This window comes from Paenibacillus ottowii (assembly GCF_050516475.1).
In the GTDB taxonomy this organism is placed as follows: domain Bacteria; phylum Bacillota; class Bacilli; order Paenibacillales; family Paenibacillaceae; genus Paenibacillus; species Paenibacillus ottowii.
Genome location: NZ_CP191577.1, coordinates 2,442,433 through 2,467,422 on the forward strand (window position 1 = coordinate 2,442,433; position 24,990 = coordinate 2,467,422).

Here is a 24,990-nt window from a genome sequence, read left to right on the forward strand (position 1 = left end):
CTTTCTACATATGCCTGTAAATCTGTTGATCAAGCCTGCTTATGAGCTTTGTTTTCTCAACTGACCATAATATAAATCACTATAAAATCCTTTGTGAGCCACCAACTCCTCATGAGAGCCCTGCTCGGCCAGACGGCCGTCCTTTAAGACCAAAATTCGGTCAGCCTGACGTATGGTATTCAACCGATGCGCAATGACAAAACTTGTTCGCCCCTGCATGAGCCGTTCCAGTCCTTCCTGGATTTTCATCTCGGTGATGGTGTCAATGCTGCTCGTCGCCTCGTCGAGGACCAGGATGGAGGGGTTGGTCAAGATCGCACGAGCAATCGCCAGCAACTGCTTTTGACCTTGGCTGATACCACTGCCGTTCGCTGCCAGCACCTTGTCGTATCCGTCCTTCATCCGCATGATAAAGGAGTGGGCGTTAGCCAGCTTCGATGCCTGTTCAACCTCCTCATCGGTGGCATCCAGCCTGCCGAAGCGGATATTTTCGCGAATGGTCCCCTGAAACAGAAAGGTGTCCTGTAGCACAAATGCCATATGGGAACGCAAGCTTTCACGTTCTATGGTTGTAATGTCGCGCCCATCCAGCGTAATCGTTCCCTTGTCTGGGCTATAGAATCTAGAAAGAAGCTGGATCAGTGTCGTTTTTCCTGCTCCGGTCGGACCGACCAGCGCGATCATTTCACCTGGTTCAGCTTCAAAAGAGATGGCTTCCAGTGTAGCGCTTCCCTCATCATAACCAAAGGAAACATCCGTAAACCGTACAGCTCCCTCTACATGCTTCAGCTTGACTGCGCCGTGTTCATCCTTGGACTCTTCATCTTCGTCCAATATTTCAAATACACGCTCAGCTCCGGCAATAGCAGACAACAGTGTATTCCACTGGTTAGCCAAATCGTTCAGCGGTCTAGTGAACTGGCGAGCATATTCTACAAATACGATAATCGTCCCGATAGTAATCGAGCCGTGGATGGCCAAAATTCCACCGATCCCTGCTACAATGGCAAAGCTGAGATTATTCAATCCGTTCATCAGCTTGGGGATAAAGCCAGAAATCGTTTGCGCCCAGAAGCCCGACAGCCGAATACGATCATTACGCTCACGAAAGCCACGGATGACTCTTTTTTCCTGTGAAAATGCTTTAATAATCTGCTGACCAGACAGCGTTTCTTCAATGTATCCGTTCAGTTCACCCAAGTTCTTCTGTTTTTCCTTATATAAAGGCCCGGTGCGGCGTGTAATCCAGCGCATCCCGGCTGACATTAACGGCACCACGATAAAGGTTAGCAAAGTCATTAGCGGGCTTAACCACAGCATCACCGTGAGTGTACCGATCAGCGTCAATATGCTGGAAAAAATCTGAATGGCCGAGCTGTTCAGCGTAGAACTGACATTTTCGATATCATTGGTCAGACGGCTCATGATCTCTCCCTGCTGACGTTTTCCGTAGAAAGGGATGGGGAGTCGATGCAAATGTGAAAACAGATCGAAACGCATGCGGTACACCGTCTCTTGAGCAATCTCGATCATCCAGATGTTTTGCAGCCAGGAGGTCAGCGAATTCAGCAGATACACAGCCGCTAATCCGAGGAGAAAATAAATCCATGTGCGCCCACCCGGACCTTCGAGAAAATCATCCACCGCTACGCCGACCAGATATGGTCCCAGCAGCGACAGCCCGGAGCTGAGCAACACCATGAACAGTACCAGCATCAGCTTGGCCTTGCGACGGGCCAGATAAGCCCAAATTCGCCCTACCGTACCAGACCAGTTCTTCGCTTTGGCCTTGCGTCGTCCTTCAGCACCTGCCGGGTTTCGCAGTACACCGGATTCCGGTGTAGGCTGACGGAATGGTTCAATGAGTTCCTTGAGCATGCGACTCCTCCTTTCCGTATTGTGATTTATAGATACGTCGATACAGTTCTGAGCTACTCATGAGATGCTCATGATCTCCACTTGCGATCAGACGCCCCTCATCCAGCAGTAAAATCTGATCTGCGGAAGCCGTCGAGCTGATCTTCTGCGTAATGAGAAATGTCGTGCAGGACAGGCCATCGAGTGCATTCAGCAATGCTGTTTCTGTCCCTACATCCAGCGCGCTTGTGCTGTCGTCCAGAATCAGCACCGCCGGCTGGCGCACCAGTGCGCGGGCAATCGAAAGCCGCTGCTTCTGTCCGCCGGACAGATTAACGCCACGCTGCCCGAGCATGGTGTCATAGCCTTGCGGCAAGCGTTCAATCATAGGATGGATTTGTGCCATGCGTGCGGCTTCCTGAATCTGCTCCAGGCTGGCATTTTCCAGCCCCCAAGCAATATTATCCCGAATCGAGCCTGTGAATAGCAGTACCTCTTGAGGAACATAACCAATCGCCTCACGGAGAATGGAACCATCCAGTTGACGAGCGTCCTTTCCGTCAAAGCGCACATGACCTTCATCTTCTTCATACAGACGTGTAATCAACTGCACAAGTGAGGATTTGCCCGAACCAGTAGCCCCCATAATAGCGATCCGCTCACCCGGCCGTGCCTTAAAGGAGATATCCTTTAATACAGCCAAATCACTGCCCGGATAATGAAAGCTCACCCCATCCATTTCCACCTGTCCTTCAATCCGTGTGTTAGGTGTTGGAACAGCCTCCAGCTCGCGTCCCTCTTCATTAGGCGTTTCCAAAACCTCTCGAATCCGCCCTGTAGATGCTGTTGCCCGGGAAAATACAACAACGATACCGGATAAGGCAGACAAAGCTCCAATCGTCCGCAGGGAATAATTGACGACGGCAACCACCTGTCCTACACTGGCATCTCCAGTGGAAATCTGATTGCGCCCAAACCAAAGTACTGCAATAATCCCTGCATTCATCGTAAATAAAATGAACGGCATTGTCGTTTCTGTCCAGCGTAGAGCAGACACCGTCCCTTTCATCAACTCGCTTCCGTAATGGGCAAAGCGTTCAATTTCATGCCGCATCCGCACAAAAACCCGAATAAGCCGAATGCCTGTCAGATTCTCCTGGATTACTCCATTAACATCATCCAAGCGCCGCTGAACACCCTTAAACAAAGTGACCGTCCTCCGCATCATTACCAGCACAAATACGAACAACACCGGAGCCATCACCGCCAGCAGCAGTCCAAGCCTAAAATGTACAACCAGGGCCATTACAATACTGCCGATGACCACCAGCGGAACCCGTGTCATAAATCGCAAGCTCATAAACACCGTATCTTGTACTTGCGTGACATCTCCCGTCAGGCGGGTAATCAACGACGAAGTAGCAAACCGTTTGAACACCGGATAAGAAAAGGATTGCACCTTTTGATACAGCTTTTCCCGCACATCATAGCCAAACCCCTGACTTGCATGCGATGCAAAGAAAGAGCTGGATATTCCCGCCATAAAAGCGATAACGGCACTGCCCACCAGTACACCGCCCCATAACCAGACGACAGGCAAATCCTGCTGCCGAATGCCCTCATCTATGATTTTGGAGATCAAATACGGCTGCGATAACTCTACCGTCAGTTCCAGCAACATCATCACAAGCGCCGCGATAGCTGGAACCCGATATTTTTTTAGAAAAGAGAACATCATCCCCACAAGCATTCCTCCAATTGCCCATAGCCGTCCTTCCAGATCAGCGCCTAATCGTTGTATAAATCCAAACCTGCCGTAACACCATATACGCACTTTATACAGCCTATATTTTATTATACCCTTCTGAACGGCTTCGTTTAACCAGCAATTTGGAGACTCCAGCGAAAAAGACGCAAAAAAGAGAGCTCGTAAAATACAGCTCTCTTTCAAAAATACGAAATTCAAATCAGACTTTCTCGACCTGTACATGTTGGTAAAAAGCCTGCCCGCCAAATACATTGACACCAAAATGCCCTGCGGCAAATGTATCATCTTCCAGGTCAATTACTTGTTCACCATCTATCTCGATACGCAGGCGTAATCCTTCTGCCTGGATGTTGACAGCATAGATTACTCCCGGCAATACAAATCTTGGAACCTTGGCGAGCACCTGTTGCTGCTCAAATCGACCCTCTTTTTTATAAAAAAGACGAATCGATTTCATGTTCGGGTCCAAATTGAAATAATAGCCACTCGACCCGTCCGCGTTGGCACGGAAAATCATGGAACCAGCACTCCCATTTCCATCCAGCTTCATCTCAGCCCTATACGTAAAATCTTTCGCCTGCTCAGAAGCCATATAATTTGCATCGCTGATACAGCTTCCGCGTATACCATCTGCCGTCACCATCCAGCGGGATGCAGAGACATCCGCCTTCCAACCTGAAAGATTGGTATAAAACATCCCTCCGTACACAGTAACCGAGGTACTTGCTCTCACCGTATCTCCCGTGATGGTGGCTGTAACAACAGCTTCTCCAGGGGAAAGTGCCTCCACAGTCGCAAAGCCCTCATTGGACGGGATCACTTTGACAACTGCGGAGTTGCTGGATTCCCAGTTCAGCAAATGTTCTTTTTGCACAGAATGCTCCACACTCGCATACAGACGTTTCGACTGTCCTTTCGCAAGCTCCAATTGGGTGTAATCCATCATCAGTCTGATGGGTGAAGCCTCTGTAGCCCTCCAGCTATTGCGTAGCGCATACACATGAAGAGAAACAATTTTCACCTCACCACCTTGAGTAAACAAGCTCATTCCTCTACGTGCCGAATCTGGAAGAATGATATTGGAAAATACGACTTCCCCATGGTTACCAAACACCTCAACTGAGGATTCGTCCACAAATATACGCATTTGAATTCGATTCCCGGTCGGTGCCAGCGATGCTTCATGAAGTGTTGAAAACAAGGTAGAGAAATCAGTAAGTCCTGATTCAGCACGGTTTACAAACATCTGTTGGACGTCTGTTTTATAGCCGACTACCGTTCTTTGCTCACCGCCTTCCCGTACATAAAAGCCAAAAGTCGAGGCTCTCCTAACGGAAGGGCATTCGAACTCCGCTTCAATCTCATAGGCACCCGCCTTCAAACCTTCCAGTATATTCGGAGAAGATTCCGTGATACGCTCATGTTTTAGCGAAAATAAATGAGAACGCAGCGAAGTCAGCTCGGCTATCGGATGCTGTATCAAACGGATGCCTTCACGGGTTGTTTTTAGCGATAACTGGCGTGGGATGCTGAGCTGTCCCTTCCAAGGAGCAGTCGGAAAGCTGAACGGATAGTCCCAATTCGTCATCCATGCCAGCATAATACGCCGCCCGCCGGGCACATTAAAGAAAGACATTGAGGCATAGAACTCTTTCCCCCAATCGGTTTTCAGCACCTTACCTGGTGAAAGATCATTTTTAAACTTCCCGTCAGCCGTCACTTCACCGATAAAATATTCCGCATCCGAACCTTGAGTATTCGTGCTGGCTCCGGTGCTAATCATCAAAACCCACTTATAGGCATCCTTCTCATCTACCGCCACCTGAAATAAATCCGGGCATTCCCATACCCCTCCACGTATATACTCGCCGTAGCCAAAGTTATCCGTCCAGCTCCAATCTATCAGGTTGGTGGAAGTAAAAAAACGAATATGATCCCCTCCGGACACCACCATGATCCAGCGCAGATAGATTTCGTCCCATACTACTTTCGGATCACGAAAATCCCAGTTGCCGGGATCGTTTTCACTCTGACCCGGATTCTCTATTACAATCGAACGGTCTACTGAGTATTGCCATGTCCGTCCCCGGTCTGTGCTGTAAGCAAGGCCAATTCTCTGGTTTCCCCTGGGCTGATCAGGATTATAGGAGGTGTAATAAGCAATCAGCCCTTTCCCGCCATAGTCGGTGAACAAGCCGGAAGTATTAGTGAGATCAGCTACAGCCGAGCCGGACCAGATATGACCCAGATCATTCCACTTTAATGCCAAAGGGAGCCTTCTCCAATTCAGCAAATCCACACTAACCGCATGTGCCCATTGTCCACCATCCTGATGGAACAGGTGATATTCTCCCTCGAAATATACCAATCCGTTCGGATCGCTGGCTGAACCTCTGGCAGGGGAATAATGATACTGCGGGCGATATTTTTCGGTATAGTAATTCGAGATAGAGGTAAGGTAGAAATCCTGAAAATAAGCCGTCCCCTCAATTGCCTTCATGCCTGTAAAACCACTGGAATAACTGCTATCCACGATGTCCATCGCCGCAGGAGTGTAGCCATCCACAAACACGCGAATCCGCTCTCCGTGTGCAATGATTTCCAAACTGTGCTTACTGCCCGATGTATCCGGATACGTCATCGCCGAGCTTGTAATCAACGTTCCGTTCGCTTTTTTCAGATGTACCCGGATCTGATGATTCTCTCCTTGCACAGAAGCAATATAGCCCTCCGTTCCCACCTGATTCCCTCTGAAAAATAGTCCTGCTTCCATGCCTGGTTGGGAAGGATTCAGCGTCACACTGCCTTCCAGCACCAGGTCAGCAGCTGCGACACCGTATATTTTGAGCGCACCTTCCATACTGGTTCCCTCGGCTCTCTGCCCTTTTAGGTCCGGTTGCCATTTCCCACGGGTCAAAAGCCGTTCACCTGCATTCGTATCCATATCACTGACTTGAATGTTTTGAAATAATGCCGATCCATTCCAGACATTCAATCCCAAATATCCTGAGGCATACGTCGTATCGACCACATCTATAATCGGGCGATATCCTTCATCCCAGTACACTTTAAGCTGCGAGCCTTCTACCTTCACCTTGAGATGATAAATATCTCCTTCTTGTAATTCCACTGGCCGTTCCTCTTTGAGTCTTTCGATATCTCCAGCAGCATCCCGCAGCCGCACCAATCCGGCAGACGGCACGATTTGAAGCATATAGGAAGACCATCCGTCCTCACTGGAACGGAAAACGAGGGTAGCATCTGCCTGTATGTCTGTGACCATCACATCCGCTTCAAAAATAAAATCCTGTGATGTGGTTCCAGACATAGCCATCACGTTTTCCCGTGGCTCCGATCTTAGCAAAAGTCCTTGAACGTTATCTTCAATGCGTCCCTTTCCTTTAATCTGCCAGTCCGTCAGGTTCGTTCGCGTGTATGTGAGCTCTATCCTCATCGCCAATTTCCTACCTTCCAGTACGGATTATGAAGAAAATCTCATTTCAGCGCATAAAGCTCCAGTGAAAATAAAGTGACCTGCTCTTCCGCCGGGCATATTTCAAGACCCTTAGCTTCTCCATCAGGAAATATTAAATCAGTAATGACTACCTGTCCGCGATTGAAAAACACTTCAATAGACGAGCGATCCACATAGAGGCGGATGTCCATTCGATCTGGCAAGATTCCTAGTGAGGCCCCATGTCTGCCTGCAAAGTCTTCATGAAAATCCGAACAGCCTGACCGTGTCCGATCCACGTATACTTCCTGCGTGGCGGAAGTATACCCGACGAGTGTCTCTTGTTCATGTTCATCCGATACCCGCACCTTAAAACCAAGGTCTCCGGTGGTTGCAAATTCAGCCACAAGTTCGTAGCAATCCAGTTGCAAGGCAGACAATGCGTTCTGCACTTCCTCCCAAGATGGCTCTGTGAGTGACAGGACAGGAGTTCTTAATCCGTTCAGTTCCCGAACAGGGCGCTGAATAAGTGCAACTGTGCCCTTTCTCGTTTCCAGTGCGAGTTCACGCGGAATGGACATGGCACCTCTCCAGCGTTCCGTCGGTGTCTGATTGGCATATCTCCAGTTGCTCATCCAGCCCATAAACAGGCGTCGTCCGTCCTCTGCCGGAATATCCGACCAGCACACACCTGCGTAGTTATCTCTGCCATAATCGAGCCAGCGGACTTTTTCACTTTCCACATCTGCCACAAATGTCGTCCCATCAAATTCACCCGTAAAATACTGTGTTCTGGACCCTTCCCGAATCTCCGGATTATCACCGATACTTACGAGCATAACCCACTTTACCTGTGACCTCTCCCCATCAACCCATAACGGAAATAAATCCGGACATTCCCACACCCCGTCATGGCTACCGATACCGTGTCCAAATTCACTGGCAAACACCCATTCCTTCAGATTCGGAGAATGATAGATTCGAACCGTCTGACCGCAGGTCAGCACCATCACCCACTGCTCTGTAGGCTCATGCCAGAACACTTTGGGGTCACGAAAATCAACGCAATGCTCATCTTCCAGTACAGGGTTGCCCGCATATTTAATCCAGCTTTCACCTGAATCTGTACTATAGGCAAGGCTCTGGTATTGGCGTATCTGATCCGTGTTTGGAAGCGAATAATGATGAGTGTAAATAGCTACCAACCCCGGCTTGCCTTCAAAAAAACCGGACGTATCCCGCTCATCCACCACGGCGCTCCCGGAAAAAATCGTTCCTAGCCCATCCGGCTCCAAAGCAATCAGCTGCTCCTCCCAGTTCACCAAGTCAGTACTGACCGCATGCCCCCAATGCATAGGACCCCACGTTGTGCCGAATGGATGATGCTGATAAAACAAATGATAACGTCCTGCAAAATAAACCATTCCGTTCGGATCATTCATCCATCCGTTTTTCGGTGAAAAGTGATAGGATGGGCGGTATTTCTCTTGCCTAACAACGTTCATATATTCCATCTCCCTCGAAATAAGAATCATTTACTTACGTTTCTGTCATAGCCAGCCTGTTTGATTTGCAGCCATTCCTGTAATCCCAGACTATTCAGCTCCTGCAAATATTCCGGCCACTCCTCTTCGACCTTGCCATTCTGGTACCATTCCGTACGTTTGCGGAGAACATAGGCGAATAGATCGGTTTCAATGGTGGATAAGCGGTCCAGCTCATCTATAGAGAAAAATACTTTAGGGTAATTATGATCTGCTTGCATATGAGGAACCATCACCTTTTTGAGCAAACCCAATCGCCATGTGGCATCTTCTGGCTGGGTTGTGTATTTTCCGTAGTACTCATCCAATACAGCTAACGGCCCGCCAATGTTCGTCTTTTGTCTGATTTCCACCGGAGCCGAGCCTTCCAGCGGAAGATGCTTCAACATTCCCTTTGCCTCATCATACTCAAAGATATTTTTCTGTTTGGTATCCCCGTAAGTTCCCCAGTTGTTCTGTATGGACTGGATCGGATCATACAGCTGATCAATCCACTTGGCAGTCGCCTCCAGCTTCTTATTAGCACTGGTGATCACCATGCGCCCACGATCGAAGCCGATGCCATTCGTCCGTGTAACATTTACATGTCCATTCGGGCCAGCCAGCGGCGGCATGAGATCGTATTTTTTATTTGGGCCTGTAATATTAGCCTTATCCCATGTAAAGTACAGACCATAGCGGTGATCTTTCCCTTTGGCTAGATAGGTGTTCCAATCCTGCTGGGAAGACTCTATGTCCACCAGTCCCTCTTTGTATAAATCATGAATATATTTGACGGCTTCCTTATATCCGTTATCCGCTGCCGTAAATACGACTTTCCCATCGTTGGTCACCACTGTATGATCCCAGTTCTCTCCCAGCCCAAAGGACCCGTATAAAAAGGCCAAATCCTCGCCGCCAGGCTTATCGATAAACGATAATGGAATCTCGTCCGCCTGCCCGTTGCCATTGGGATCTTTGGTTTTAAAAGCAATTAAGACCTGCTTCAGCTCCTCGGTCGTTGTCGGCATGGACAAGCCCAGCTTGTTCAGCCACTCCACATTAATCCACGGCAAATCATCTACGGACTGGATTGCTTCTTTTCCTGTTCCCAATTCTTCAATCCACGGAAAGGAATAAATATGTCCATCCGGCGCAGTTAACATCGCTTTATATTCCGGTGATTGCTCCAATACCTTTTTAAAATTCGGCATATGCTGTTCAATCAAATCCTCCACCGGAATAATGACACCGTCTTTGGCCAGCTTGAGCAAATCGTAATCCGAGTAGCCCGCGTCAAATACCGCATCCGGCAAATCACCGCTGGCAATGGCCAGATTTCTTTTTTCCACAAACTGGTCACTGGTAAAGTTCTTCCAACGAATATGAATGCCCGTTTTTTCTTCCAGCCGTTTGTTGATCAGCTTGTCGTTCGGGTCTGCCGGAGCGAGTGGAGAGCTTTGGGTTATAAAGTTAAGCGTCACTTTTCCATTCACATCTGTTGCATCGCTCTCATTAGAGGAATTGCTGCTGCCGCAGCCGGAAAGAACCAAGATCGCCGCCAGTGCGGCAAATGAGGCAGTTTTGACTGTTTTCATCTAGATGACCTCCATCGGATAAAAGGTAAAATGCACGTGTAGCAAATGAAGTGTGCGGCATCTTTTATTTTAAAGAGCCAACCATAACACCCTTTTCAAAATACTTTTGGAAAAAGGGATACATCACAAGTAACGGAAGACTGGAGATGACAATCGATGAATATTTGATCATTTCCGAAAGACGTTTTAGTTCTGCCATCGCCAATTGATCACTAATCATGCCAGGCATCGTCTGATTTTGGATCAGGATCGATCTCAGCACCAATTGAAGCGGATGCAGCTGTGCATTATCCAGATAAATCATGGCATCAAAATAAGAATTCCACTGACCAACAAAGGCATATAGCGCAATGACAAAGATAATGGGTTTGGACAGCGGCAGGACAATTCTAAAAAATATCGTCCAGTCGGAGGCTCCGTCCACATTGGCAGCTTCTTTTAATTCATTAGGTACACCTTTAAAGAACGTTCGCGCCAAAATCAGATCCCACACATTGATCGCACCGGGAAGAAGAATAGCCCACACGGTATCCAGCATCCCTAAATTTTTGACCAGCAGGTAAGTTGGAATCAGCCCTCCACTAAAAAACATGGTGATAATAAACAATGTCATAAAGAAATTTCGCCCCACCAGGCTGTTCACCGATAAGGCATAGCCAGCACAAATCGAAACGGTCACAGAAATCAAGGCAAAACACGAAGAATAGAAGACCGAATTGGCAAACCCACGAAGCATGGCCGGGTTGGACAAAATTTTCCGATACCCCTCCACACTCCAATCCGAAATACGGAAGGATAGCCCTTTGCTTAACAAAACGGTCGGGTCCATAAACGAAGCAATCACGATATAACCCAAGGGAACTACGATAATCAGTACAGCCAGAGTGAGCACAATATAATTCACACCTAGGATGAAGCGGTCCAGATTGGAATGTTTGACATGCATAAAGAGGCTCCTTTCCTAATAAAGCCCTTCTCCCTCATTGAGCTTCTTGACAATAAAGTTAACGGTCAGCAGCAAAACCACATTAATCACCGAATTAAACAGCCCGACCGCCGCAGAATAAGCATAATTGCCGGATTGCAAGCCGACTTTATACACATAGGTAGGAATAATTTCAGAAGTAGGCAAATTCATGGAGGTCTGCATAAGATACGCTTTCTCAAACCCGATCGACATGATTCCTCCTGCTGCCAGGATAAAAACAATCGCCATAATGGGTTTAATCGTTGGCAAATCAATATGCCATATGCGCTGAAGCAGGTTGGCTCCGTCCAGACTTGCCGCATTATGCAGCTCGGGATCAACATTAGCGAGCGCAGCTACATAAATGATTGAAGACCACCCCGCCCCTTGCCAAATTCCAGACAGGATATAAATCCAGCGGAAATATTCAGGCTCTGTCATAAAGATCACAGGGTTTCCGGTCACCGATGCAATGATTTGATTCAGGGGCCCTGTCGGAGACAAGAAAATAAACAGCATACCCACAATGACAACGACCGAGATAAAATTAGGGGCGTACAAAACAAGCTGGATATTCTTTTTCAATCCCGCCTTGCGGATTTGATTCAGCATCACCGCTAACAGGATTGGTACAGGAAACCCGAGTACAAGTCCATAAAAGCTCAGTTTCAGCGTATTAAAGAAAATATCCGTAAAATTAGGCGAGTCTAAAAATTTAGTGAAGTATTTCAGTCCAACCCAGTCACTTCCCCAAATCCCCTTGAGCGGGCTAAAATCCTTGAATGCAATAATCGCCCCGTACATCGGAACATACTTGAAAAGAATCGTAAGAATCAGCGCAGGCGCCAGCAGTACGTAAAGAAAATAGTTCTTACGAATATAGTCTAATTTACTGCGAATGGTCCTTTGCTCCCCCAGTGCGACATTTCTCTGAGCTGCCTTAGCCAAGTTGGCCATTTGCCTTCCCCCCATCTGTAATAGCCGTCTGTATAACACAATTGAAAAGGCTTACAATTTTCATCTTCAATTTACCAAATCAAATTATCATCGTCAATAACTTTTGTAAAACAAATTATTTACATTTGACCAAAATATTTTTCGATAAAATTCGATTTTGTAACCTTAAATAATACAATCCAATCCTACATTCTGAATTTTTAAAGTTGCTCATGAACAATAATTGTTTTATATAGCTGGTATTACTCAGATTTTATATTTCCTATGTGCATTTGTTCCTCTGCTGGTTAGAAGATAACTTTGAAGTTGAACTTTCAATTCGATAAAGCAAATACAAGTCATAAAATAATTATATAAATGTAAAAATAATTTGTGCATTTGTAAAGTTAACATTGCTATTTTATGCGAACTATTATACATTTAGGATACAATTTAGGTCTGAACGGAGAGCTGGCAGAGGCAACTGTACCTCTCAGGCAATCCATTTATTAAGTGAAGGTGGAACCTGTCTATGAAGAAAGAAAAAGTCACCATTCAAGACATTGCTGACGCTTTGGGAATCTCCCGAAATACCGCATCCAAAGCGATTAACGGTAGTGACAGCATTCCGGTTGATACTCGGAACAAGGTCATTAAAAAAGCGATCGAACTCAAATATAAGCAATTTGCCTATGTGGAAACAGACAGCATCATCCCTAAAAACCAAGGTAACATTGCCCTGTTTACATGCAATCTGCCGAACAGCTCGCATTTTGGCTCCTTTCTGATCAGTGGGCTGGAAAAAAGAATAAGTGCAGAAGGATATAATTTGTCGATTCATATTGTGCGGGAAAATGAAACCCAAGCGGGGACACTTCCCAATAATTTTGAAGCCTCCAAGGTTGATGGAATCATTTGTATTGAAATGTTTGATCCACAGTATAGTGAGCTCATTACGAGTTTGGGACTGCCCACAATCTTTATTGATTGCTCGGTGGACATTTTTTACCCTGATTTGAAAGCGGATTTATTGTTGATGGAAAATGAACATAGCGTTTATTCTGTTACCAAAAGCCTGATTGATCGTGGTTTGACGCGGATCGGTTTTGTCGGGGATTATAAACATTGCAAAAGCTTCAACGAGCGGTGGGTGGGATATAACCGTGCTTTAATCGAAGCAGGTCTAAGTGTGGATTTATCTAGCTGCATTATTGATCAGGACCGAAATTATTTCTCCGAATCGGATTGGATGGATAAACAATTGGAGGGCATGAGCGTGCTTCCGTCTGCGTTCGTGTGTGCCAATGATTTTATCGCCGTCAGTGTCATGAAAGCGCTCAAAAATAAAAACATGAAAATTCCTGAGGATATTGCCGTGTTTGGGTTTGATAACGCTCCTGAATCCCGAATTGTAGAGCCTCATTTATCCACCGTGCATATCTACAACAACGAAATGGGTGTTACGGCGGCTGAGATGCTATTGGCTCGGGTCAAAGATCCTTCCAGACCTTATCAGATTACGCATATCAGGACAGAGCCAATTTTTAGAGAATCGACTCCGACATTGAGCTAGATGGTGAGTGTAATAGAGGTGTTCTATCGGCACTCCGCGAGCGGAACGTTGTTCCAATCGCTGTTGTATCCAGATTTTATTATTGAATAGCTTAGTGGCCGTCCTCTCCGCTGCTTCCAGCAAATTTGCTATTTTAGAAATGTTCTAAAACCAGAAACGCCGACCATAGATCGAATAGTCTATACTCTCAAACTTTAAGAATACAAAATGGCAAACCTCTAAATCATCAGAGGCTTGCCATTTTTCTAAGTCCATGAACTAATTTACGCAGAAATAAAGTCTTAATCTTCAGCTAGTCATTTATAGACCCTCTGTTGGAACTACAGGACTGCTGGCTCTTCCTCTATTTTCTTTGCTTCTACCTCCGCTCCATCAATTTTTGTTTCATCCACTTCTTTTTCATCTACCTCCGCTGCCTCTACCTCATCCGCTTCGTCACTGCTCTCTTCATTCATCAAGGCTTTTGGTGTATAGAGCTTGGGAATGGGCACGTTCGCCCAATCCATATCGGAAGCAAAGTAAAAGCTCGTGTAGGACGGCTGATTATAGCCAGTATTTTGACGCGCCACATCCGCACGATACTGCGGGTCATGCATCAACGTATACAATTTATGCGTTGTAGGCTCGGTGCTCAAATAGATACGAATCGCCGAGCTATCCGCTGTACGGACAAGCATTTCCTCACGCCAATCTCCGAAAATGTCAGCGACCAACGATGGCGTTCCCTTGGTATAATTGTTCGTTTTGGTGCCTGATGCGGTTAATAGCGTGCCTCGTTTCCAATCTTCAATGGTTGGGGTTACGTCGATCGCTCCGTTCACGATTTGTGTGGTCATATCGGCAGCCCATTTGATACTCATATTGGTACCCGGCATCTTGGTATCCAATGGTTTGCCGGCAGCGGTCCACAAGCCTATGGCCCAAGTCTCCAGTCCTCGCTGATCCGGGTCTATGTCACCGACCATCCCCCGGCCTGTATCCTTACCGGAATATCCACCGTAGATGACTTTGCCCGTTTTGGCATCCCGCAACGAATAACCATATGGGGCATAGGTGCCGCCTTCATGCACCATAAAGATTTCTTTTCCCGGCCGATCAGGGTCAATATCCGTCACATGCAGTGCGTCACCGTGCCCTAATCTGGCGGTTTGGCCTGGAATTGCGCTTTCAGGAGGCATAACATCAAATGAGCTGTATAACAGGCTGCCATCATGGTCGATCGTGGCGGAGCCATATACAATTTCGTCTTTGCCGTCTCCATCCACGTCTGCGACACTCAGCGAATGCGCTCCTTGTGTAGTCAAGGTGCCGAATTTCGGGTCCGTTCCATCCCGTCCGTGCGGGCTATCATTAAACGGATTGGTCATCGGTGCCCAACCACTATCCACCATCCAATGTTTTTGGAGATGACGACCATCCCACGTGTAAGTAGCCAAGGTGGAGCGAGTATAATAGCCGCGTGCAAATACGGCGTATGGTTTACGTCCATCCAGGTATGCTACCCCTGCCAGAAAACGATCTACACGATTAGCGGGTTCAATCCGGGCCATGGCATAATCTCCCCACATAAGACCATCGTCGTGGCGCTCTGGCTCATAGCGAATCGTCTCCAGCTCAGTGCCCGTTTTTCCATTGAAAATGGTCAAATACTCTGGTCCATCTACAATGAAGCCTTCAAATTCTCTCAGCTTGTTTTTGTCGCTCCGCGCAGGAGCATACACATCCATAAAGTAATCCGTCAGGCTTTCCGCATCCTTTCGGGATAACGGGTAGCTATACTTTGGAGCAATGCCAAAGCACTCCTCCAGCGTAGCAGGCCACTGCCCCTTAACCACTTCTTCATGCTTCGTCCAGTTCATGAACATGTTCACTACATGCTCATAATAATCCGTGCGGCTCAAGCGATAATCATCCTTATGTGTAATTCCAGCTTTGCGATCTTCACGGGGCAGGGTAATATATTTTTCTTTTTTGGGCTTGCCCTTTTTGTCAAAAGTAATCGTTTTGGTTCCAGGAGCCGTCTTGAACATCAGTTCGGCTTTGCCGTCGCCGTCAAAATCATACACCATCATCTGCGTATAATGCGCACCTGAGCGAATATTCACACCGAGGTCAATCCGATACAGCAGCTTGCCCTCGAACGTATATGCATCGACATACGTATTTCCGGTATACCCTTTCTGAGATACATCTTTGGAGTTGGAAGGGTCCCATTTAACAAAAAACTCATATTGTCCGTCTCCGTCCACATCCCCCACACTCATATCGTTGGCCGAATAAGTATAGGATTCACCTGCAGGTGTTACGCCATCAGCAGGCTTTTGCAGCGGAAGCTCATAATAACCCTGCTGCCATGGCTTCACTTTGGCACTGCGATCCTTTTCTTTCCCGTTAACGACTGAAGCGACTCTGTACACCGCATTTCGGTTTCCTTCCTTATCCAGATAATTGGTGCTGTTCGTCACCGTCGCGATTTTCTTGCCGTCACGGTATACGTTAAAGTCGGCTCCTGTCAGCCCCGTTGAACTGTAGCCATTCACTTCTTGAGCCAATAACCGCCAGCTTAAAAATACACCCTCTTGCGTGGCAGCAGCTACCAGTCCGCGATCCAGTTTTTCCAGCTGAATGCTGCCGCTACGGTTCTGTTCTACAGCGATTGATAATTCTGCCTGCAGCGTGGGTTCGGACAAGTCTTCCGCAGCCACTCCTCCAGTCGTGCCTGTCATCGCCAGCATCGCTGCCAACGCGGCGGTCAAGGTTCCCTTTCGCCATGCGCCTTTCCTTTGAGCCATCCAATTCGTCCTCCTCAATTGTATTGTGATGACAAGCAAATACCCAAAATGATTGCGCTTACATAATTTAAATTCCTTATTATTATAGTTTTGCCGTTCCTCCAAACGCGTTTAAATATCCGTGTATTTCTCTACACAAATCCGTGTTGTTGTTCGTTTCAATTAAAATATCCCATTAGCCCACTACTAACGGTCCATTTCGTGAACCAACTATATTAGTTGAAGTGAGCATATCTGAATATCATAAGATGATAAAATGGACGAGCTGTGATCAAAACATACATACCTATCAAGGTTTCACAAAAATGATGTCACAAAACGACCCGTTGCGATTGTTATATAGACATAAATACAAGGAGGTGAGCTCTTGCAGGCAACCATCCCCGGGGATACAAAGGATAAATACAGCCAGATTGAGCTGGCCGTAGAGCGCGTCAAGGCTGGTGAACAGCAGGCTTATGAAATCATTATTCGACAATTCGAGCGGCAGATGTACACCTACTGCTTCTATATTTTGAAGAATCATGAAGCCACAGAGGACGCTGTTCAGGACATTTTCATCAGAGCTTATGAGAATCTTCATCAATACAGTAAACAGACCAGCTTCTCGGCATGGCTATACAAGATGGCCTATCATCACTTAATGAACATCAAAAGGAAACACAGCCGCTGGCTCAAACTGGTTCAGCAGGTCAAGGAACAAGAGCCAATCGCTCAGGTATCCCCTCATAAAACTGTCATTGAAGAACTGCTGACTTATCTTACACCGGAAGAGCGTCATATTTTGCTACTGAAAGCTGTTGAGCAATACAGCTTTGAGGAGATTAGCAACATCATGGGTTTAAAGTCAGCAACCATCCGTAAAAAATACGAGCGGCTTCGGCGCAAGCTGCTGGACCAGAGAAGCAAAGGAGGACTTGTTAATGGACAAACATCCAACACCACCTTATGAGCGCGAAATGGACCAATTGGAAAATTGGATCAATGAATCAGTCATGCCTAGAGGCAGTATGAGTGATCAAATTATGAAAAAGATCGGAGAAAGATCCATGCAAACAAAGACGACGAAATCGAAATTTGCAAAACGTGCTGTCCTGGCGGCATCCGTAGTTGGCATATTAGGGGCTGGAGTAGTAGGCGCCGGGTTTGTATCACCCACGATGGCGGCCACACTCAAGCAGATTCCCGGAATTGGCACTATTTTTTATGGTTTGAGTGCAGATGAAATTCAGACTGCTGTAGATAAGGGTATCCTCACTCATCCTAATGAAACTGTGTCTCATGACGGGATTACACTGACCTTGAGTGATGTGCTGTACGACGGTACACGCCTGTCCTTCTCCATTGAGCGTCAAGGCGAGAATATGCCGGAAGGCTCTGTGAGTCCCTATCTGCCTACAGGTGTCAAAACTGAAAGTAGCGATAAGGAATGGTTAAAGAAGCATAAAGTGCCTGAGAAGGATCAGCTTAAGGGATACTTTAAATACTTCCCCGAAGTATTGATTAATGGAAAAAATATAGACTCTCACCTAAAATTGTATGGTGATGATCCAAAAAAAATGAATTCAGTCATAGGGGAGTTCACGCAGTTGGACTCCCTGCCGGACGAGTTTGAGTTGACAATCAGAACTTCGATGACGGGTGTTGATGAACCCTATGAATTCAAGGTTCCGGTGAAAATAGACAACACCATGATTACTGTCAAGCCGAATGAAACAAAAAACAGCGGCAGCTTCAGCTATACCGTGAAGGAGCTGAAATCCACCTCAGCAACAACTCGTCTGGTGCTGGACAGTAAAGGTGAAGTACCTGCTTCTCCGGAGCAAACGGGAGAGTATGCGCCAACAATGATGTATTACGACATTGTAGATGATCAGGGCAACATGCTTAAGCAGCGCCAATTCGGTTATTTCCACAGCAAGCCTAGGACAGAATACCATGTGGATGAGCTGTATGATGCTCTTAAGCCGGGTACGAAATACGTCACGATTAAGCCGTTCACCTTGACCGTCAAGCCTGCCGACTGGAGCATCGTTGGCGAAGTGAATGATGAGCATGGCAACGAAGTAAAGAAAGGCGACAAAACGTATATCAAGGAACTTGAAATGAAGATTCCCCTGAATAATTAATTACAAATGATTTAATACAGGAATTTCACATCACAAGCGTTTATGAAAGGGCGTATATCTAATGCAACCGACAAACTTTAAATTTACATTTCTAAAACGAGTATTACTTACAACATCGGCTTTCGCGATATTGGGATCAGGGGCAGCGATACCAAAATTTATCTCCCCCATTGCAGCAGCCGCTAGTAACACGAAACCCGCACAAGCCGCTTCTTCTAAGATGAGCCTGACGCAAAACGGGGTTACACTGAAACTCGGCGATGTGTCTTATGATGGCAAAAGCCTGACCTACTCCATCGAACGGGAAGGCAAAAATTTGCCTAAGGAAGTCCTAAGCCCGTATGTTGAAATAAATGCCCAAAACCTAAGCAATCCAAGCCTCAAGAAATATATGGTTCCTGAAAAAGATCAGAAAAAGGGCTATATCAAAATATTCCCTGAGGTTCTGATAGACGGGAACAAACTGAAAAGCCTTGGCATGTTTGGGGATAAAATTTCCGAAAAAAACACGGTAGAAGCTCTCTACAGTAAGCTGGATTCACTTCCAGACAGCTTTAATATGACCATCCAGGTAGGCGTTACCGGAATCAGCAAACCTTTTGAATTCAAGGTCCCTGTCAAAAAAGTCAACAAAGGTTCCTGAGAATCATGCGTGAGTGCTGGTCAATGGGAGAGCTTACGCAATTGCTCTCCTGTACAACACCAGGAGTGTTATACAGACGGATGAGACAAGGCAAAGTCGCCGGATTATCCAATGGTAAGGATTAAATATTACAGCTTTCAGAGAGGAGATAATTTTAGAGTGCAACAGGCAAACTCAAAATCAACATTTCTAAAACGGGTATTACTTACAACATCGGCCTTCGCGATATTGGGATCAGGGGCAGCAATGCCAAAATTCATCTCCCCCATTGCAGCAGTAGCCAGTGCTGAAGCAGCTGCCAAAACCGCTTCTTCCAATCTGAGCCTGACACAGGACGGGGTTACACTGAAGCTTGGCGATGTGTTCTATGATGGCACGCGGCTGTCCTTTTCCATCGAACGGGAAGGCAAAAATTTGCCTGAAGGAGTCGTGAGCCTGTATATTCCAATGGATGCAAAGGCAAGTGAAAGCCTCAAGAAGTATATGGTTCCTGAAAAAGATCAAAAGAAGGGCTATATCAAGAGACCTGAAATTTTGATCGATGGGAAGGCATTTAAAGGCTTTGGCTCGTTCGGAGATAAAGTATCCAAAAAGAACACAGTACAAGCCGAATACAACCAGTTAGGTTCGCTCCCAGATGAATTTGAAATGACCGTCCAAGTAGGGGTTACCAGAATCAGCAAACCTTTTGAATTTAAAGTCCCTGTTAAAAAAGACGGCAATATGGTGAGTGTCAAGCCAAATAAAACCCAAAAGAGCGGATCATTCAGTTACACAGTCAAACAGCTTGATATTACCTCTCATACGACCCGTCTAGTGCTGGATAGTGAAGGTCAAGTGCCTGCGTCTACCAAACAAACAGGAAAATTCGCTCCATCCATGATGTATTATGACATCGTAGATGACCAGGGAAAAACGCTACAACAACGAAAAGCCGGCTTCTTCTACAGCAAGCCTAAAACAAAGTACCATATTGATGAACTGTACAGTGCTATAGGCAGCAAACCCCAATATGTGACGATCAGACCGTATACATTTACAGTCAATTCCTCAAATTGGAAACCTGTCAGCCAGGGGGCTGACAGTAAGACTTACATCAAGGAACTCGAAATGAAGATTCCCCTGAATGACTGATCACAAATTTATTATTCATTACATGAATTTAAAAATCTTAAGCTTTCGAGAGGAGAGAATGTCTAATGCAACAAACAAACTTAAAATCCACATTTCTAAAACGGGTATTACTTACAACATCGGCTTTCGCGATATTGGGATCAGGGGCAGCGATGCCAAAATTCATCTCCCCCATTGCAGCAGCCGCCAGTGCCGAAGCAGCTGTAAAAACCGCCTCTTCCAATCTAAGCCTGACGCAGGACGGGGTTACACTGAAGCTTGGCGATGTGTTCTATGATGGCACGCGGCTGTCCTTTTCGATCGAACGGGAAGGCAAAAATTTACCCGAACAAGTTATCAGCCCATATTTTCCAATAGATCCCAAAGAGACTAATGAAAAAATCAAAAAACGCATGGTTCCTGAGAAAGATCAGAAGAAGGGCTATCTCAAGACCCCCGAGGTTCTGATAGACGGGAACAAATTGAAAAGCAGCCACTCCATGTTTGGAGACAAAGTAACTCAAAAGAACACCGTAGAAGCTGAATACAATCAGTTGGATGCACTTCCAGACGATTTTGAAATGACTATCCAGGTAGGGGTTACCCGAATCAGCAAGCCTTTTGAGTTTAAAGTCCCTGTTAAAAAGGACGGTAATATGGTGAGTATCAAGCCGAATAAAACCCAAAAGAGCGGGGATTTCAGTTATACAGTCAAACAGCTCGATATTGCCTCCCGTACAACCCGGCTGGTGCTGGATAGCGAAGGTCAAGTGCCTGCATCTTCCAAGCAGACAGGAAAGTACGCTCCATCCATGATGTATTATGACATTGTAGATGATCAGGGAAAAATGCTACAACAGCAGAAAGTCGGCTTCTTAAACAAAAAGCCTAGAACAAAGTATCACACTGACGAGCTGTACAGTGCTATAGGCAGCAAACCCCAATATGTGACGATCAAACCGTATACATTTACAGTTGACCCCTCTGATTGGAGTATTGTCGGTCAAGGCAAAGGGGCTGACGGGAAATTTAAAACCGGAGATAAAACATACATTAAGGAACTCGAAATGACCATTCCCGTGCCAGCCCAATAACATCCATGCAAAAAGCGAGCAAGCCTGAATGAGAATCCAGGCTTGCTCGTTTTGTTTATTTTACTTTAAGCCATTCCTTCCCCTGCTTACTTCACTGATTCTACTGGTTATACAAGTGCCGAAGTGGCTCCAATTATCCGCTCACATTGCAACTACACCAGTAATATCGGGAAAAAAGCTGAAAACCGATCGAACGCTCTGACAGGAGCTTGTCAAACTTGTACACATCGGTTGAGATAAGTTAAGGTTAAACCCCAATTAGTGAGGAACAAATGAACTAAAATCGTCCCGACTCGACTGGTCTGCATGATAAAACATGACATCTCCGTCCTGTAAATGAAAGGCGTGTCCGTACGGGTCTTTTATCTCTCTGCGATATCCCTCCAGTTGCCATTGGTTCAGTAGTGGGCCATTAATATATTGCAAATGTGGATGCTCGATATCCCCCTGACGGAGTGACTCCAAATTAAAACGAACGACAATAAAGCCCGTCTTCTTGAATATATCTGTATGCTCGTTTAGCTCCTGCCTACGGCTTTCACTACGTAAATCCGTCCCTTTGGTGACGGCATACACATCGGCAGGCAGACTATATTCGCCGTACCAGCGCTGAATCGCCGCATTCGCACGATCGGCATCAACCCCATTCGGCAGGTCTGTCTTGGGACCGATCAAGGTACGTACAGCCGCGGGTAGCACCAGCCAGTCATAGCGTCCAATCCAGGTCTTGCTGCGTGTAATACGCTGGGCATACAGCGTTATATAACGTTCCAGCGTTAATTGACTCCGCTCTTCCTCACTCAGTTCATGTTGATATCGGTAGGCTGCTGTATCCTGCATTTCCTCCACGGGGACATTGCGCAGCCGTTCATTCAAAATAACATATCGCTTCTCCCGATCCTCCGCTGATCCCAGACGGATAAATTTTCGGCTGCTGGAATGAGTATACAGATCCACCTCTTCCCGTTGTCGCCCATCTTTGCTCACCCAATAGAATGACGGGATAATGCGAATTCCATCCTCGGCGCTGAACATATTGCCCTTGGTTTTGAGATCAAACTTGAAATGATAGCCTGTCTTGACCGCCACATTTGCGTAACCTTCATGTGGGTGACTGCCAGGGCGAATGGGCAATGTGAAAGGCTCCGGGTTTCCTCTGGGCAGCCCGTCAATATTGCCAAGTCCTGTCCAATAGGACAAGCCGATATGCACGGGACTTCCTTTTCGCTGCCGAAATACCCGCTCCCAATGGTAATCTGCAATATCCGTGATATGAAAATCATACATTCGTCCGATGACCTCAATATTCACCACATCATTAGCAACATGATGGGCAATATCCTTGTTGGCATGGCGCTGTTCAGTGAATCCATCCGGTGCATTTTCGGCAATGGTGCGGAACTCGACTGTATAATTGCCTTCATCGACCCATACGGGCAAATAAAAGTCAGTATCCAGCTGCAGCACCGGAATGCCGATCCAAGTATCTCGCGGATAAAAATGCGTCTTCCCTTTGTCATACACATCGAACGGAAAGCGCACCTGCTTGGTTCGTACATATTTGGCATACTCCCGATCACCGTAGCCAGGAATATTCAAATGCGGACCTGCTGTCGAAATCGTTACCCGGAAAGGACGCTCCAAAATAAGCGCAGATCGCCCCTTCGTAGGTCGAGTTTTCTGATTATGAGCAGCATCATCTGATACACTAGACAGATTCACTACGGGAGTATGGACAGTCACTGTATTGATTCCCTGGATCGGAAACGTTTTATCAGCACCTCCATTGATATTCCCTTTAAGAACAGCGTAAGTGATGTCACCGCTACTGGGCGTATTGGATTTATTAATCTTGTGCTTATCAATCACATGATCCGGACTGTACAGCACATCCGGCCCAACTGCTCCGGAAGAGGGAATAACACCCGGTTTAGGGCCATTTACCTTGACGCGCACCGGATTCATAATGGTCTTGTTCTCAAAGGTCAGAGTATCGTTTTCCACCTCTATTTCCTTAACGGCCTCCTCTGCCTTGGATTTCAGCTCACTGCTGTCATCGGGTACACTCGGCTTGCTGCTGCCGCCGTTTTTGCTGCGACTGCCGCCATCCACTGTACCTGGTGCAGGAGGGGGATAAAAGTTGCCCTGGGTCGCTGCAATATAGGATGGGGGCGTATAGGATTGCGGACGCAGGGTGATGGCTTCATTGGGTAACGCATAGTTTCGGAGCGCAGCCTCCTTGATGCCATATACCTCCAAATTGTCTATCTTCCAATAGGAGTATGAGCGGACGATTTGGTAAGTATAAGTTCGCTTCACCGTCTCATTCCGCCGAGATTTTTTCTTAGGCCGCCAGCTCAACCGGTATTCTCGTTTTACATTCACCGTATATGTACATTGGCCCGTCATGTTCACAAACTTATGTTGAAAAAGGTATCTCTTGGTTTGCACATGACCATACAGGCTTTCAGAGGTAGGAATACCTTTGGATACGTCAAATCGTTCCCGACCACGCTGGTCCGCTTTGATCACGGCAGATACTGACGGGTCGAGTTCAGCAGTTTCCAAGCGCAACCCAGGGACTGGACGAGAGCAGACAACGCCTTTCGTTGGCTGTTCATTATCCTGGCAATCTGAGGACACTCCCTCTTGGCTTTCTCCAGGCTTCGGACAGCCCTGAGCTTCTTTGTAATATAAATAAGCGGTAAACTGCTCAAAAGAACCGTCATAGGTAAACCCAGGTACAATCCCCGGCAAAATATCTCCACTAGGCGGTTTACCTGTCGTGCTTTTCTTGTAACCCACATATTCATATCTGGGGTTGGTCGGCGGGGTAAAATCATATAGTTGGTTAGGTTTTAGCTCGTCTTCTAATGGTGTAAATACGTTGTTAAGAGACTTTCCGTCAGTTGTAAAATGCTTGACGATGAGTGCGCTCTCCAGTTCAATTTTGAATAGAATGGGCTGGTAAATGCGGTATGCCTCTACTTCTTTGGCACAGGTAGGGCAGCTCTGTTCCTTGATATTTTCAGCTCGAACCATTGCATTCAATCTTATATTTACAGTTATCGGAATAATGGTGGTATCCGTTCCAATCCCCTGTTCTTGAAAAGGATGAATGTCCTTCTCATTATCTGTTCCTTTACTCATGGCACGTGCATAATCCATATAATTATCAGCACGGGACTTAAGAAAATATTCACCATGACTCACATAGTCTTCGGCTGTATACAAGCGAGCTGTTACCTTCTTGATTTTACGACCTGGAAAAATAAATTTGTAGGTGAACTTAGCTTTGCCCTGCATGTCTTTGTCAGGCTGCTTCCCGCCATCAGTGACCCAATTCCCAGCGGTATTCTTCCACATGTCAAAATACATCATGCCTACAAAGTAGCGATCATTCCCATCAGCAAAATAGGATAGCGGTGTGATCTCTGTATCGGCTGCCGCCTTGTCGGTGGGAAAAGAAAAAGGTGGGAGTTGCAACAAGAGAAGTACCCCCACCAGTAATACGGCCAGAATTTGTTTTACTTTGCTCATCGG

General features: G+C 46.5%; 15 protein-coding genes. 6 read left to right on the forward strand and 9 right to left on the reverse strand.

The features are described from left to right. Positions 1 to 39: 39 nt before the first annotated feature. The 7 genes from ACQQ6X_RS11680 to ACQQ6X_RS11710 all read right to left on the reverse strand — a co-directional run bounded on the left by ACQQ6X_RS11680 (position 40) and on the right by ACQQ6X_RS11710 (position 12,124). Entirely contained in the window at positions 40 to 1,878 is a 1,839-nt protein-coding gene (locus ACQQ6X_RS11680) for an ABC transporter ATP-binding protein (RefSeq protein ID WP_305165452.1), read from the reverse strand. Then, positions 1,859 to 3,595, reverse strand: coding sequence for an ABC transporter ATP-binding protein (locus ACQQ6X_RS11685; protein WP_305165644.1), 1,737 nt, complete (start codon positions 3,593 to 3,595; stop codon positions 1,859 to 1,861). Before ACQQ6X_RS11685 ends, ACQQ6X_RS11680 begins: the two co-directional genes overlap by 20 nt. Positions 3,596 to 3,824: 229 nt before the next feature. Beyond that, a complete protein-coding gene (locus tag ACQQ6X_RS11690) occupies positions 3,825 to 7,079 on the reverse strand; it encodes a GH32 C-terminal domain-containing protein (RefSeq protein WP_305165453.1) in 3,255 nt (1,084 codons plus the stop codon). Between the two features lie 41 nt (positions 7,080 to 7,120). After that, the gene (locus ACQQ6X_RS11695) at positions 7,121 to 8,584 is read right to left on the reverse strand and encodes a glycoside hydrolase family 32 protein (protein ID WP_305165454.1); all 1,464 of its coding nucleotides are present in this window, start codon (positions 8,582 to 8,584) and stop codon (positions 7,121 to 7,123) included. Positions 8,585 to 8,610: 26 nt separating this feature from the next. Beyond that, a complete protein-coding gene (locus tag ACQQ6X_RS11700; protein ID WP_305165455.1) occupies positions 8,611 to 10,200 on the reverse strand; it encodes an ABC transporter substrate-binding protein in 1,590 nt (529 codons plus the stop codon). A 64-nt stretch (positions 10,201 to 10,264) separates the two neighbouring features. Then, on the reverse strand, positions 10,265 to 11,146 hold the full coding sequence (locus tag ACQQ6X_RS11705; protein ID WP_013369666.1) for a carbohydrate ABC transporter permease: 882 nt from the start codon (positions 11,144 to 11,146) through the stop codon (positions 10,265 to 10,267). A gap of 15 nt (positions 11,147 to 11,161) precedes the next feature. Next, positions 11,162 to 12,124: an ABC transporter permease gene (locus tag ACQQ6X_RS11710; protein WP_013369665.1), complete on the reverse strand. Its 963-nt coding sequence runs from the start codon at positions 12,122 to 12,124 to the stop codon at positions 11,162 to 11,164. A gap of 511 nt (positions 12,125 to 12,635) precedes the next feature. Here ACQQ6X_RS11710 and ACQQ6X_RS11715 point away from each other — a divergent pair. After that, a complete protein-coding gene (locus tag ACQQ6X_RS11715; RefSeq protein WP_305165456.1) occupies positions 12,636 to 13,676 on the forward strand; it encodes a substrate-binding domain-containing protein in 1,041 nt (346 codons plus the stop codon). Positions 13,677 to 13,996: 320 nt separating this feature from the next. Here the strand turns inward: ACQQ6X_RS11715 and ACQQ6X_RS11720 are convergent, their stop codons facing one another. After that, on the reverse strand, positions 13,997 to 16,468 hold the full coding sequence (locus ACQQ6X_RS11720) for a rhamnogalacturonan lyase (RefSeq protein WP_305165457.1): 2,472 nt from the start codon (positions 16,466 to 16,468) through the stop codon (positions 13,997 to 13,999). A 367-nt stretch (positions 16,469 to 16,835) separates the two neighbouring features. Between ACQQ6X_RS11720 and ACQQ6X_RS11725 the strand changes: the two genes are divergently transcribed. From ACQQ6X_RS11725 to ACQQ6X_RS11745, 5 genes are all read left to right on the forward strand, one after another. Continuing rightward, complete coding sequence (locus ACQQ6X_RS11725) at positions 16,836 to 17,420, forward strand: RNA polymerase sigma factor (protein ID WP_305165458.1); 585 nt, start codon at positions 16,836 to 16,838, stop codon at positions 17,418 to 17,420. After that, entirely contained in the window at positions 17,392 to 18,597 is a 1,206-nt protein-coding gene (locus ACQQ6X_RS11730) for a DUF4179 domain-containing protein (RefSeq protein ID WP_305165459.1), read from the forward strand. The genes ACQQ6X_RS11725 and ACQQ6X_RS11730 overlap by 29 nt, the downstream gene beginning before the upstream one ends. 61 nt (positions 18,598 to 18,658) lie before the next feature. Continuing rightward, entirely contained in the window at positions 18,659 to 19,240 is a 582-nt protein-coding gene (locus ACQQ6X_RS11735) for a hypothetical protein (RefSeq protein WP_305165460.1), read from the forward strand. 159 nt (positions 19,241 to 19,399) lie between these two features. After that, positions 19,400 to 20,374 carry a DUF5643 domain-containing protein gene (locus tag ACQQ6X_RS11740; protein WP_305165461.1) on the forward strand — a complete coding sequence of 325 codons (975 nt, stop codon included), beginning with the start codon at positions 19,400 to 19,402 and terminating at the stop codon, positions 20,372 to 20,374. A gap of 65 nt (positions 20,375 to 20,439) precedes the next feature. Continuing rightward, positions 20,440 to 21,447, forward strand: a complete 1,008-nt coding sequence (locus ACQQ6X_RS11745) for a DUF5643 domain-containing protein (RefSeq protein WP_305165462.1) — start codon at positions 20,440 to 20,442, stop codon at positions 21,445 to 21,447. A gap of 258 nt (positions 21,448 to 21,705) precedes the next feature. Here the strand turns inward: ACQQ6X_RS11745 and ACQQ6X_RS11750 are convergent, their stop codons facing one another. Further along, a complete protein-coding gene (locus tag ACQQ6X_RS11750) occupies positions 21,706 to 24,987 on the reverse strand; it encodes a DUF5704 domain-containing protein (RefSeq protein WP_305165463.1) in 3,282 nt (1,093 codons plus the stop codon). Positions 24,988 to 24,990: the final 3 nt, after the last annotated feature.